Annotated in this window: 8 protein-coding genes; 2 read left to right on the top strand and 6 right to left on the bottom strand. The window is 71.9% G+C overall.

The window, feature by feature from the left end:
• Positions 1 to 266 precede the first annotated feature (266 nt).
• Positions 267 to 845 (top strand): Uma2 family endonuclease, encoded by a 579-nt coding sequence (locus BUE43_RS08600; RefSeq protein WP_073480820.1) that lies wholly within the window; start codon positions 267 to 269, stop codon positions 843 to 845.
• 23 nt (positions 846 to 868) lie between these two features.
• Here BUE43_RS08600 and BUE43_RS08595 read toward each other — a convergent pair whose 3' ends face one another.
• The 4 genes from BUE43_RS08595 to BUE43_RS08580 all read right to left on the bottom strand — a co-directional run bounded on the left by BUE43_RS08595 (position 869) and on the right by BUE43_RS08580 (position 5,555).
• The gene (locus BUE43_RS08595; RefSeq protein WP_073480819.1) at positions 869 to 1,990 is read right to left on the bottom strand and encodes a glycerate kinase; all 1,122 of its coding nucleotides are present in this window, start codon (positions 1,988 to 1,990) and stop codon (positions 869 to 871) included.
• The gene (gene gcl, locus BUE43_RS08590; RefSeq protein ID WP_073480818.1) at positions 1,987 to 3,705 is read right to left on the bottom strand and encodes a glyoxylate carboligase; all 1,719 of its coding nucleotides are present in this window, start codon (positions 3,703 to 3,705) and stop codon (positions 1,987 to 1,989) included. Before gcl ends, BUE43_RS08595 begins: the two co-directional genes overlap by 4 nt.
• A 72-nt stretch (positions 3,706 to 3,777) precedes the next feature.
• On the bottom strand, positions 3,778 to 4,704 hold the full coding sequence (locus tag BUE43_RS08585; RefSeq protein ID WP_407697097.1) for a 2-hydroxy-3-oxopropionate reductase: 927 nt from the start codon (positions 4,702 to 4,704) through the stop codon (positions 3,778 to 3,780).
• A 23-nt stretch (positions 4,705 to 4,727) separates the two neighbouring features.
• Positions 4,728 to 5,555, bottom strand: a complete 828-nt coding sequence (locus tag BUE43_RS08580; RefSeq protein ID WP_234995605.1) for a hydroxypyruvate isomerase family protein — start codon at positions 5,553 to 5,555, stop codon at positions 4,728 to 4,730.
• A gap of 682 nt (positions 5,556 to 6,237) precedes the next feature.
• On the opposite strand from BUE43_RS08580, the gene BUE43_RS08575 reads away from it, so the two are divergent.
• Complete coding sequence (locus BUE43_RS08575) at positions 6,238 to 10,602, top strand: cation-translocating P-type ATPase (RefSeq protein WP_073480816.1); 4,365 nt, start codon at positions 6,238 to 6,240, stop codon at positions 10,600 to 10,602.
• A 1,503-nt stretch (positions 10,603 to 12,105) separates the two neighbouring features.
• Here the strand turns inward: BUE43_RS08575 and BUE43_RS08570 are convergent.
• A complete protein-coding gene (locus BUE43_RS08570; protein ID WP_073480815.1) occupies positions 12,106 to 12,774 on the bottom strand; it encodes an NAD(P)-dependent oxidoreductase in 669 nt (222 codons plus the stop codon).
• A 104-nt stretch (positions 12,775 to 12,878) separates the two neighbouring features.
• On the bottom strand, positions 12,879 to 13,328 hold the full coding sequence (locus tag BUE43_RS08565) for a hypothetical protein (RefSeq protein ID WP_073480814.1): 450 nt from the start codon (positions 13,326 to 13,328) through the stop codon (positions 12,879 to 12,881).
• Positions 13,329 to 13,340: the final 12 nt, after the last annotated feature.

Raw genomic sequence — 13,340 nt, 5'->3', positions numbered from 1 at the left:
GACAGCCGTCGCCCTCCCCGAATCCGGCTGACGCTGCTGTGATGGGACAGGCGCAGACATCGTCAGGAGCACCTGAGGACCACGGTGGCGTGCGGGGCGACTGGGGGGTCTCCCGCACGCCACCTCTCCCCTCCAAGGACACCCCGGCACAACCTTCACCTGCGAATTCCCCTTGCGGCGACGGTGTTATCGTCAGACTCGTCGCCAACACGTGATCGAACCCGACCCGTCACCTCCACGGGCGGGCCACGGACAGAGGCCAGGCCATGACCACACCCCAGGTCCGCGCCGGTGACTCCATCACCGTTGACGAGTTCGACGCCCTCCCCAGGGACGACGAACATCGCCACGAGATCGAGGATGGCCGTATCCTTGTGCTGGCCGGACTTTCCGGTCCTCACCTGCGAACGACCAAGCGTCTTGTCGCCCAGCTCGACGAGCAGCTTCCCGACGAGTTCGAGGCGATCGCCGGGTTCGAAGTCGAGCTGTCCGGGCCGTCACCGCGCCGAGTCCCGGACGTCGTGGTCGCCGACACCGCGGTGTGGGACCAGGCACGCATTCGAGCCGAGCAGATCGTGCTCGCGGTAGAGATTGTTTCCCCCGGGCACTCCGCAGCCCGCGACTACATCAGGAAACCTCGCGAGTACGCGGCCAACAACATTCCGTTGACCTGGGTCGTGGACATCCAGGAAGACCTGATCTCCCTGACCGCCTATACCTTGGACGACACCGGGCAGTACCACTTCACGTCGCCGCTCACTGGCATCTACGAGGGGCAGATCGCCGGCCACAGCGTCACCATCGACCTCCAGTCCCTGACATACCGCCGCCGGCCCCGCGACTGAACCCGCCAGATCGAACTCCGCGGCTACCGCAGCCACTCGCGCGCGAGGCGTGCGCCCACACAACGCACCAGTGGGCCGGCGTTGGCAACGCATCGGGACAGGTCGGGCTCCAGATCGGTCAGCGAGTAGGCCCGCTCCACTCCAGCCCGCCGCAGGGCTGCGGTCCGGACGGTGACCTGGCCTGCCACCACCACAACGGGAACGCCCACCGCACGCGCGGCAGCCGCCAGCCCTGCCGGGGCCTTGCCGTGCAATGTCTGCTCGTCCAACATCCCTTCCCCGGTCACCGCCAAGCGCGCGTTCCTGAGCGGGGCCCGGATGTCGAGCAGATCCAGCAGAAAGTCCACACCGGATCGCGGCTCCGCGCCCAGCACGGCGAGCGCGGCGAAACCGACCCCGCCCGCCGCACCGGCGCTCGGTGCTCCGGCCCAGTCCCCACCGGCCTCACGGCGGACCAGCTCCGCCCACCGCCGCAATCCGGCCTCCAGCAACGCGACATCGGCCGGTGTGGCTCCCTTCTGCGGCCCGTAGATGGCAGCCGCCCCTGCCGGCCCGACCAGGGGATTGTCCACATCGGACGCGAGCACGATCCGGACATCCGCGATGGTGGAGCGCACGGCGGAGAGATCCAGCCTGGCGAGGCGGGCCAGTGCGGCCCCACCCGGGCCGACCGGACGGCCCGCCTCGTCGAACAGCCGCGCTCCCAACGCGCGCAGCATGCCGGCTCCTCCGTCGGTGCAGGCGCTGCCGCCGAGGCCCAGCACGACGGTGTGGCACCCGGCGGACACCGCCGCCCTGATCACCTCGCCGGTCCCGTGACTGCTCGCCCTGAGCGGGGCCGGAGCGCCTCCGGACAGTCGGCGCAGGCCGGACACGTCGGCCAGTTCGACCACCGCCGTGCCGTCGCGCACGGCGTAGGCGGTGTCCAGCACCCGCCCGGTCGGCCCCGGGGCCCGCACCGGCACTCGGCGGAAGCCGGCGGACACGGCGGCGTCAAGCGTGCCGTCCCCGCCGTCGGCGATCGGCGTGCGCCGGACCTCGACGTCGGGCGCGACCTCGGCGATCCCCGCGGCGAGGTGTTCGGCCACCTCCTGGGCGGTGAGCGAGCCCCGGAACTTGTCCGGAGCCAGGACGACGTGGCTCACGGCGCGGAAATGGCCGGGGCGGGCACGGGCACCGGCTCGGTGATCCGGTCGATGCGCACGCCCGCGGCGATGCCGGCCTCGCGCTCGATCATCACCTCAACCAGCACGGGCCGGCTGGTGCGCGCGGCCTCCTTTCTGGCCCACTCCAGGGCCGAGCGGATCTCCTCCGGCTCGGTCACCCGGCGGCCGGAGCAGCCGTACGCCTCCATGATCTTCACGTTGTCCGTGCCGAACTCGTCGTAGTGGATGTCGACCTGGTAGTTCATCTCGTAGCCGCGCGCCGCGTGGCGGATCAGACCCAGGTACTCGTTGTTGAGCATCACCAGCACGAACGGGATGTCGTACTGGGCGGCCACCGCCAACTCCTCCACCAGGAACTGGAACGAGTAGTCGCCCACGACGCCAACCACCTCTGCGTCCGGTCGGGCCTTCTTCACGCCGATCGCGGCGGGGATCTCCCAGCCGAGCGGGCCGGCCTGGCCGCAGACCTGGTAGTGCCGGGGCAGGAACGTCTCCTGGAACTGGCCGGACCAGATCTGGTAGAGCCCGATCGCGGTGACGAAGTAGGTGTCCGATCCGAAGGTCTCGTTGATGTCCTTGAACACCCGGTTCGGCTTGATCGGGACGCCGGGCAGGTCCAGCGGCCGGGTCAGCGTTCGGCGCAGTTCGGCAACCCTGGCCGCCCAGCTTTCCCTTGCGGCGCCGGCTTTCCTGCGGCGTGCTGCGCCGAGCATCGCCCGCAGGAAGAGCTTGGCGTCGGAGACCACGCCCAGGTCGGGGCCGAAGACCTTGCCGATCTGCGTCGGCTCGATGTCGACGTGGATGAACATGCGGTCGCCTCGGTAGACGTCGAGTTGTCCGGTGTGCCGGTCGCCGAAGCGAGCGCCGACCGCGAGCACGAGATCGGCTTCCAGGAACGATGCATTGCCGTACCGCTGGTGGGTCTGGACTCCGGTCATGCCGGCGAACAGTCGGTGGTTCTCCGGGATCGAACCCTTGCCCATCAACGTGACCTGCACCGGGACGTTGAGGTGCTCCGCCAGTGCCACGAGGTCGTCCGACGCCTCGGACAGGATCACCCCGCCACCAGCCAGGATCAGCGGGCGTTCGGCGGCCAACACCATGTCCAGGGCGCGTTCGACGCGGGGAAGGTGCGGCTCGACGAACGCCACCGGCAGCGGGGCGTCGATGGCGGCGTCCCATTCGATGTGCTGCTGGGCGATGTCCAACGGGATGTCCACGAGCACCGGGCCGGGCCGGCCGGAGCGGGCGATGCGGAACGCCTCACGGAGGATCCACGGTGCCTGGGCGGCTTCCTTGATCTGCACGGCCCACTTGGTGACCGGACGGGCGATCTCCACGATGTCGACGGCCTGGAACGCCTCCTGGTGCAGCTTGGTGCTCACCGCCTGCCCGGTGATGCAGAGCATGGGAATGGAGTCGGCGAGCGCGGTGTAGAGGCCGGTGATCATGTTCGTGCCGGCGGGGCCGGAAGTGCCGATCGCGACACCGACGTTGCCGGTGGTCCTGGCCCAGCCGTCGGCCATGTGCGTCGCGCCTTCCTCGTGCCGCACGACGAGGTGTTCGATCGACCCGTCCTGCTCCAACGCCTTGTACAGCGGAAGAATCGCGGCACCGGGACAGCCGAAGACAGTGTCGACGCCCTCGGATCTCAGGATCTCGACAACCGCTCGCATGGTGGGAATCTTGGGCATGGCAGTGGACACCTTTCGAGAAGCGGGCTGCCGGCCGCTCGGTGCCTGGCCGGCGCGAGGCTGGCTGCGTTCTCAGGCGTGGGAGTTCGCGGTCTGCTCGTCGTGTGGGTCGCGACCGGAGAACCGTTCGACCACCTTGAGCAACGCCGAGTGGTCCAGTGACCCGAAGCCCATCGACCGGGCGGCCTGCACGAGCTGGGCGACGAACCCGCCCATCGGCAACGCGACCTCGGCCTGCCTGGCGGCGGCCAACACGATGCCCATGTCCTTGTGGTGCAGGTCGATGCGGAATCCCGGCTGGAACTGCCGGGCGACCATGGACTCCCGCTTCAGGTCCAGAACCCGGTTGGCGGCCAACCCGCCGGCGAGCACGTCCAGCCCCGCCTTGGCGTCCACTCCGGACGCCTCCAACAGGACGATCGCCTCGCTCACCAGGGCGTAGATCCCACCGACGACGAGCTGGTTGGCCGCCTTGACCACCTGTCCGGCACCGGATGGTCCAACGTGGACGATGGTCTTTCCGAGCACGTCGAACAACGGCTTGGCTCTGGCAAAGTCGGCCTCGTCCCCACCGACCATGATGGACAGTGCTGCCTGTCGCGCTCCCGCCTCACCACCGGACACCGGGGCGTCGAGCGCCTGCACCCCGCGCTCGGCAGCCGCCGTGGCAACCTTCTGCGAGGTCTCCGGGCGGACAGTGCTCATGTCGACCAGCAACGTGCCAGGCTTCGCCGAGTCGAGGACACCGCCCTCACCGAACACGACCTGCTCGACATGCGGGTCGGCGGGCAACATCGTGATCACGACCTGGGCTCCGGCGACGGCCTCGGCCACACTCTCCGCCGCACGTCCACCGGCTTCCGCGAGTCGGTTCCGCGCCTCGGCGTGCAGGTCATACCCGGTGACCTGGTGGCCGGCGGCCACCAGGTGCCCGGCCATCGGCGCGCCCATGACGCCGAGGCCGACGAATCCCACTGATAACACGGGTTGGGCGGTCACTGTGCCTCCCTGAGGTGCTGCGATCAGGAGCTGGCGCGCCGGTCGGGCGGCAGCCAGGCAAAGCTGTCGACGCTCGCGCCACTGGGCTGGTACTCCAGCCCGACATGGCCGCTGTAGCCGAGGTCCGCGAGCCGGGTGAGCTGACCGGCGAGATCGAGCCGCCCGGTGCCGGGCTCGTTGCGGCCGGGCGCGTCGGCGATCTGCACGTGCCCGATGCGACGAGCATGGGTGGTGATCACCTGCTCGACGTCATCGCCATTGACCGCGAGGTGGTACAGATCTGCCAGCAGACGCAGATTGTCCACTTCGGACTCTCGCTCGACACGCTCGATCACGGCCACGGCGTCGGCGGCGGTGAGCAAGGGATAGCGCGGCGCCCCACTGACCGGTTCGACCAGCACGACGCCGCCGATCCGCTGGACTGCCTTGGCCGCCAGAGCGAGGTTTTCCGCCGCCACCGCGTCTTGCTCGGCCGGGGCGATCCCGTCGATCCGGTTGCCATAGAGGGCGTTGAAGGCACGGCAGCCAAGCCGCTCTCCCACCGCGACCACGACGTCGATGTTGTCGCGGAACTCGGCTGACCTGGCTGGCCACGACACCAGTCCCCGGTCACCGCCCGGCATGTCGCCGGCGAAGAAGTTCAGCCCCACCAACCGAACCCCCGCGTCGCGCACCGCCCTGACGAACCCATCGACCTCACGGTCACCAGGGACGGCCACGTCGAACGGCCACCAGAACTCCACGGCATCGAAGCCGGCGGCCCTGGCCGCAGCGGGACGCTCCAGCAAGGGCAACTCGGTGAACAGGATCGACAGGTTGACGTCGAACCGGACACTGCCCGGGACCTCCACGCGACCCCTCCCCATAAATTCCGCCATACGAAACTTTTTTTCTGCTGAGCGGAACCGACAGTAGGTCCGCGACAACCCCCCGTCAAGAGCCCAAGACCAACCCAACCCACCAACAGAAGGACACACCGAACCTCAGCCAGTCCCCAGCCACACTCCCCGCAGCCCGAAGCTCCGGCCCCACCCCGCTGTACACACCCCAAGGCCGGCGGCGATGAATGCCTGGGGAACCACCCCCGAGCGCGGGGACAACAAGGGCTCTCGGTGCTTGCGTGCCTGGTCCTGAGGGCTACCCCCGCGCGCGCGGGGACGACCTGCCCAATCCTTGTGTCGTGCTCTACTCCGTAGAGCTACCCCCGCGCGCGGGGACGACGCCCGGTGGGCGCGGCAGAAGCGTCGGTTGGGGGAGCTACCCCCGCGCGCGCGGGGACGACAGCTCTGATCTCGGACGGCCCGCCCCTGACTCGGAGCTACCCCCGCGCGCGCGGGGACGACACTTGCTGACCTGGGCGAACAGCGGGCGATCATGGTGTTCTCGACCAGTAGATCACAGGGGTGGGGTGGCGCGAGAGGCCCTCTGGCGGGGTGGGGTTCTTGATCGGCGAGGGGTGGTTGCGGACGCATAGGCGGGGTGGGCTGCGGGAACCCCTGGGGGGACGGGGACGGTCACGGCGGACGGGGTGACATGGGCTCTCAGGAGGCGCGCACGGCCGATCCACTCGACACGCTGGGCGCGCTCGCCAGGCAGGTCGCCGGGGCCACCCTCGACTACCTCGGGCGGCCCAGGAACAAGGTGTGGTCGTGCCCGGGGCGGCTGCACGTCGAGGCGCACGGGGTGCACGGGCCGGACGGGGAGCGCGTGGCCCGGCGGATCGAGCGGGTTCTGGAGCGGCATCCCGGGGTGGTGTGGGCCAGGGTCAACGCGCCCGCGTCGCGGGTGATCATCGCGGTCACCGACCCGCCGCCCCGGTCGGCTGAGCTGGTCCGGCTGGTGGCGCGCGCGGAGGCCGAGCCGGCCAACCGCACGGAGGAGATGGCCGAGGACGAGCTGCACCACCCGGCGGATGGCACCGCCGGCACCCGGGTGCTGCCCACGCTCGCGGTGGACGCGTTCGGCCTCGCCCTGTCGGCGGTCACCCGGCTGTTGCCCTTCACCCCGCTGCCCACGGAGCTGGCCGGTCTGGTCTCGGCGACCGATCTGCACCCCACGCTGCGGGAGAGCGTGGCCCGGCGGTTGCACGGCCACGAGCGGGCCGACTCGGTGACCTCGATGACCGCCGCCCTCGTGCACGGCCTGGCCACAGGGGGCACGGGCACGCTGCTCGACGTGGCCGAACGCGTCACCCAGTGGAGGGAGGCCAGGGCGCACCAGGCGGCGTGGTGCCGGGCGGAGGAGCACCTGATCCACGGCCCGGAGGACGCGGCCGCCGAGCCGGTGCCCGCCGCGCGGGACGGTGCGGTCGCCGAGGGCCCGGCCGAGCGGTACGCGCGGCGCGTCCTCGGGCTCGGGTCCGCCGCCACGGCCGTGGCCACCCCGTTGCTCGGCCCCCGGCGGGCCGCCGCGCTCGGGCTGGCCGCGTTGCCCAAGGCCAACGACTCCGGCCGGGCCGCGTTCGCGGCGCACCTGGGCCGGGTGCTGGCCCGGCGCGGAACGCTGGCCATGGACCGCGCGGTGTTGCGGCGCATGGACGTGATCGACACCGTGGTGATCGACGAGCCCGCGCTGCGCACGGGTCGCTGGCTCCTCACCGACCTGGTTCCCTTGCCGGACACCGAGATCGAGCGGGTCACCGGGCGCGCGTTCGACCTCTTCGACGCCACGGCGCCCACGATGGTCCAGCGGAAGGACGGCTGGTCCCTCGGCCCGGTCGACGAGTTGGATCTCCAGGGCCGCAAGGGCACGCGCGAGCGCGAACGCCTCGCGGAGGGCGGCGCGACCACGGTGCTCGGGCTGGCCGAGGGCCGGCGTCTTCAGGCCGTGCTGGCGGTCAGCGAGGAGCTCGCCCCCGGGATGCAGGCCGTGGCCGCCGCCGTCCGCCGGGTGGGGCTGCGCCTCCTCGTGGCCTCTGACCAGCCGGACCTCGACTTCGCCGACGAGGTGGTCCCCCACGACGGGCAGCTCGTGGACGTGGTGCGCCGGCTCCAGGACGCCGGGCACGTCGTGATGCTGCTGTCCGCCGATCGCCACGCGCTGGCCAGGGCGGACTGCGGGCTGGGGGTGCACCGGGAGGGCACGCCGCCGCCCTGGGGCGCTCACCTGATCGTGGGCTCCGACCTGGAGGCCGCGGTGCTGGTCGTGGAGTCGGTCGCGGCCGCGCGCCAGGTGACCAGGGACGGGGTGCGGTTGTCCCAGATCGCCACCGGGATCGGGGGCATCCTCGCCCTGCGCGGCGGTCAGGCGCAGCCCTCGGCCGCCAGCCTCCGCTCCGTCAACGCCGGGGCCGCGCTCGCGTTCGTCGACGGCCTGTGGCGGGCCCACCACCTCCACACCCGGCCGGCGCCGCCGGTCGTCAGCGACACGCCGTGGCACCTGATGCCGGCGGAGGCGGTGCTCCGCCGGCTGGACACGGGGGCGGACGGGCTCAGCGACGCGGAGGTTCGGCGGCGGTGGCGGGCCGTGGGCGGGCGGCCGGCGCTGGGCACGAGCCTGGGCAGCGCGTTCCTGGAGGAGCTGGCCAACCCGCTCACGCCGGTGCTGGCCGGCGGCGCGGCGGTGTCCGCGGCGGTCGGCTCGGTGACCGACGCGGCGCTGGTGGCCGGGATCGTGCTGCTGTCGGCGTGGATCGGCACGGTGCAGCGCGTACGCACCGACCGGGCGCTGTCGAACCTGCTCGCGCGCTCCGCCGTCGGCGCGAAGGTGCGGCGGGACGGCGTCGAGCGCGTGGTCACCGCCGAGGAGTTGGTCCCCGGTGACATCGTCGTGCTGTCCGCCGGCGACGTGGTGCCCGCGGACTGCCGGCTGCTGGAGGCGTCGGGGCTGGAGGCGGACGAGTCGTCGTTGACCGGCGAGTCGCTGCCGGTGGCCAAGGACCCGGCCGCGGTGGTGGCCGCCGCGTTGGCCGAGCGGAAGTCGGTGCTCTACGAGGGCACGACGATCGCCGCCGGCCACGCCACCGCCGTGGTGGTGGCCACCGGGGAGGCGACCGAGGTGGGCCGGAGCATGGCCGCCGCCCGCCAGGGCGCGCCGACCACCGGGGTGGAGGCCCGTCTCGGGTCGCTGGCCAAGTTGAGCCTGCCGCTCGCGGTGGGCTCGGCCGCCGCGGTCGCCGGCGCGGGAGTGCTGCGGGGCGTCCCGCTGCGCGACACCCTGGGCGCGGCGGTGAACCTGGCCGTGGCCTCGGTGCCGGAGGGGCTGCCGTTCCTGGTCAACGCCGCCCAGCTCGCCGCGGCCCGCCGACTGGCCGACCGGGGCGCGTTGGTGCGCAACCCGCGCACGATCGAGGCGCTGGGCCGCGTGGACGTGCTGTGCTTCGACAAGACCGGAACGCTCACCGAGGGCCGACTGCGGCTCAGCGAGGTCGACGACGGACAGCGGACCCGGCCGCTGAACGACCTCGACCCTCCACTGAGGACAGTCCTCGCCGCCGGACTGCGCGCCACACCGCAGGCCGAGCGGCCGGAGGAGTTGGCGCACCACACGGACCAGGCCGTGGTCGAGGGCGCGCGCACGGCACACGTCAGCCTGACCACCGCCGCCCGGGGCTGGCACAAGCTGGAGACCGTGCCGTTCGAACCTTCTCGCGGGTACCACGCGACCGTGGGGCAGGCCGACGGGCACGTCCTGCTCAGCGTCAAGGGCGCTCCCGAGGTGATCCTTCCCCGGTGCCGCCGACACGGGGTGGGCGGCGGACAGCGCCCCCTGGACGACCGGGGTCGGCGAAAGCTGGCTGAACGCGCGGAGCGGCTGGCCGGGGCCGGCCGGCGCGTGCTGGCGGTGGCCGAGAACCGGGGCGCGAGCGTCGGCGACGGCGCCGGCGAGGACCTGGACGACCTGACGTTCCTGGGCTTCCTCACCCTGGCCGACCCGGTGCGGGGCAGCGCCGCCCCGGCCGCCGCCAAGCTGCGCGAGGCCGGCGTGCAGATCGTGATGGTCACCGGCGACCACCCGGCGACCGCGGACGCGATCGCCGCCACCGTCCGCTCCGACGGCGACGAGGGCCGCGTCGTCACCGGAGCCGAGCTCGACGCGTTGGACGACAAGGGTTTGGACGAGCTACTGCCCACTGTGGACGTGATCGCGCGGTGCAGCCCGAGCCAGAAGGTGCGGATCATCCAGGCCTACCAACGGCTGGGCCGGGTGGTGGCGATGACCGGCGACGGCGCGAACGACGCGCCGGCCATCCGGCTGGCCGACGTCGGCATCGCGCTCGGCCGGCGCGGCACCCCGGCGGCCAGGGCCGCCGCCGACCTGGTGGTCACCGACGACCGGCTGGAGACCGTCATCGCGGCCCTGGTCGAGGGCAGGGCGATGTGGTCATCGGTCCGCAGGGCGCTGGCGGTGCTGATCGGCGGCAACCTCGGCGAGATCGGCTTCACCGTGCTCGGCGCGGCCACCACCGGCAGGTCCCCGCTCAACGCCCGCCAACTCTTGCTGGTCAACCTGCTCACCGACCTCGCGCCCGCGCTGGCGATCGCGCTGCGGCCCCCGCCGGGCGCCGAGGCCAGGTCCGAGCTGCTCCGGGAGGGGCCGGACAGGTCGCTGGGCGTGGCGCTGAACCGGGACGTGGCCCTGCGCGCGGCGATCACCACGCTCGGCGCGACCGGGGCGTGGGTGGCCGCACGGATGACCGGCCGGTCGCGGCGGGCGAGCACGGTCGCGCTCGCGGCGCTGGTGGGCACCCAACTCGGCCAGACCCTGATCTCGGGCGGGCTGGACCGGAAGGTGCTGGGCGCGAGCCTGGGCTCGGCCGCCGTGCTCGCCGCCACCATCCAGACGCCGGGCGTGAGCCAGTTCTTCGGCTGCACACCACTCGGGCCGGTGGGCTGGGGCATCGCGGCCACCAGCGCGACGACCGCGAGCCTGCTCGGCGCCCTCCTCGGCGGCCGGTAACCCGACCGTCACCGGCCGCGATTACCTGTCCACATCGGACACTCGTTCATCCGATGTGGACACGAACCCTGGGGTCGACACCGAGTGCCGACACGCCAGGCCAGCCGCTACTCCAGCCCACTGCCAGCTGATCGAGTCCTTGCCGCCCACGGCCGGACACCGGACTCGCCACCCTGGCCACACACGGCTGAACGACTGGCCGTGGGCGATCGCGCCCACGACCAGGACAAATACCGCAAGCTCATGCGGGGCGCGGGCAAACCACCAGCCACTGCCTGCCTCGGCATCGAACACGGCTGTGGACGGTGACCGAGCCACTGTTGCTCGGGGCTGAACAGCGCTGTCGGTATCCGGGAAGCGGCATCCGGATCGCCTTGGACTCGGGCATGACGTGCTGGCCTCGCCTGACCGAATGGGCCGAGGCCGGCGCGGCCGCGGCCGCGGCCGCGGGAGATTCCCTCCTGGCGAAGCTGCGAGGAGCGGGGACTTCTCCGGGCAGTGGTCGACGGCCCCCACATCCGGGCGTTCAGGTGGGGAGCCAGGACGGGACGCGGTCGGGTCGACCGGAGTAGGGCTGGTCGTGAGGACCACCAGATCACCGGTGCCACTGGCATCCCCTTGGCCGCCACGCTGACCGGCGAGGATCACCATGACCCCACCCACCTGGTCCCGCTTCTCCAAGGGGCGCCGCCCGTGCGGGGCAGGCGCAGCCGGCCTCGGTGTCTCTCGGAGATGGTGCTCGGCGACCACAGTGACAACCACGACAAGTACCGCCGTCTGGTGCGGAAGCTGGTCGTGGGGCCGCTCATCCGCGGATGGGCGCTGGGAGTGCCTGCGAGGACTTGCACCAAGCCTTGCTCATCTCGCATACGCACCGATCTGCTGGACACGCCCGAAGCCACTGCGTCACGAGCTCGCAGCGATCAGCTCAGCATGAGCTCGCGTGATGTCTTTGTTCGCGGCGTAAGGCCTTCCGAGGTCACGACGCGCGTGCGGAGGTCCTGACCGACCAACTATGGGCGCGGTTGCAGTCGCCGACCCCCGTGCGTCCACCACGGTTCCACTACCCCGGCCACAGGCGTGGTGATCACCGGGCCGTAGCGGAATCCCTGCACAGTGTGCGCAGCGGTATCGACGGGAACCGGCTGCCCACCGTCCTGTTCGGTGCCTCGGGCGCGGTCTCTTGGCGGTTGGCGGGGGCTCATTCAGTGACGCGAGGCTGGCCTCTGGCGGGAATCGCGCGCGGCTCGTCGCCGAACAGCGCGCCCCCGGACTGTTGGCCCCCTCCGCAGTCCTGGTCGACTCCACCCCCGCATGCGTCCCCAGAGGGAGAACACGGAGCCGGTCTGGGGAAGGTGCGCTGACCGGTCAAGCGCGCCTTCGCCTGGACCACAGGCTCCGAGGACTCCACGTCCGCGCAGACGACGAGCCGAGGACCAACAGTCGACCTCAGCGTCGTCTGCGCGATCACCTGCCGCCGCGGACTTCGTCCGAACTGGTCACTCAGCGAGCGGGGGACGTGTCCTTGCCCCGCTTCGCCGAGCCGACGCCGAGGGCGTGTCGGATCGTCGTGTCGTCCCGCAGGACGTCGAGCATGGCCTGGGCCAGGTCGGCTCGGGAGATCCTGGTGGTGGGGACGCTGGCTTCGAGGGCGCTGCGGTAGTGGCCGCTCGCGGGCTCGTCGGTCAGGTAGGGCGGCCGCAGGACCGTCCAGTCGGCGGCGCTGGCGCGCAGAACACCTTCCATGCGCTCCAGGTCCGCGTACACGTTGCGGAACACCGCGCGGATGATCGGCCGGATCGTGCTCCGGAACCACAGCGGCTCACCCAGGCCGCTCCGGAGCACCGGTTGGGCGCTGAGAGCGACCACCCTGCGCACTCCAGCGCTGTCCATGGCGTCCAGGATGCGTCTGATGGCGACGGTGCACACCGACGTGGTGTCGTGGCGGCCCACCGGTCCCAGTGCCGACAGCACGGCGTCGCTGCCGGCCACGGTCGACGTGAGGGGCGAGGCGCCGACGACGTCCGCGACAACGATCTCCAGCGACGGGTGCTCGATCGCGAGCTTGCCGGGAGTGCGGACGACGGCCCGCACGTCGTGGCCCTCCGCCAGGGCCTGCCGGACCAGCACCTGGCCGGTTCCGCCGGTGGCACCGAAAATGGTCAGTTTCACGGATTCCCCCAGAGTCGTCGGCGTGGCTCGACCAGCGCCGTCAGATCATGCCGCCCCACAAGGATGACAACGGTCGCGGCCGCGAAAGTGGGCTGTGCGTCACCTCAGGCGGTGCCGGCGCGGTCGCCGGCCCGGATCATCCGGCGCGTGCCGCGGAGTTCGAGCCCCGCGAAGATCCCCACCACCAGGGCTCCTACCAGCATGAACGCGATGCCCGGGCCGGTGAGCGGAATCAGCCCGGAGAACGTGAGCACCAGCATGGCCACGCAGGACAGCGCGTTCCCGGCGACGACCGTCACAGCGTGTCGCGCCGGGATGCTCGGGTAGCCGGCGATGAGGCCGAGGGCGGCGGCCCCGCCCAGCATGGCGACCCCGAACGGGACTGACCACGAGGTCGGCAGCCCCAGCGGGCCGCTGAGCAGGCCGCAGCAGGCGAGCAGTACGACGCCGAACACCGCGGTGCCCCAGGCGTCAATCCGCAGGATGACGCGCAGCGGGGCCGAGGCGGAGTCACCGGCTGTCGAGTGCCGTGCGGAAGTGGTCGCCGTGCTCATGCGGGCCTCCTC

Origin of the sequence: Streptoalloteichus hindustanus, from assembly GCF_900129375.1 — a bacterium.
Lineage (GTDB): Bacteria > Actinomycetota > Actinomycetes > Mycobacteriales > Pseudonocardiaceae > Streptoalloteichus > Streptoalloteichus hindustanus.
Note: the sequence above shows the minus strand (reverse complement) of the source record. Positions and strands in the feature narration are given on the sequence as shown.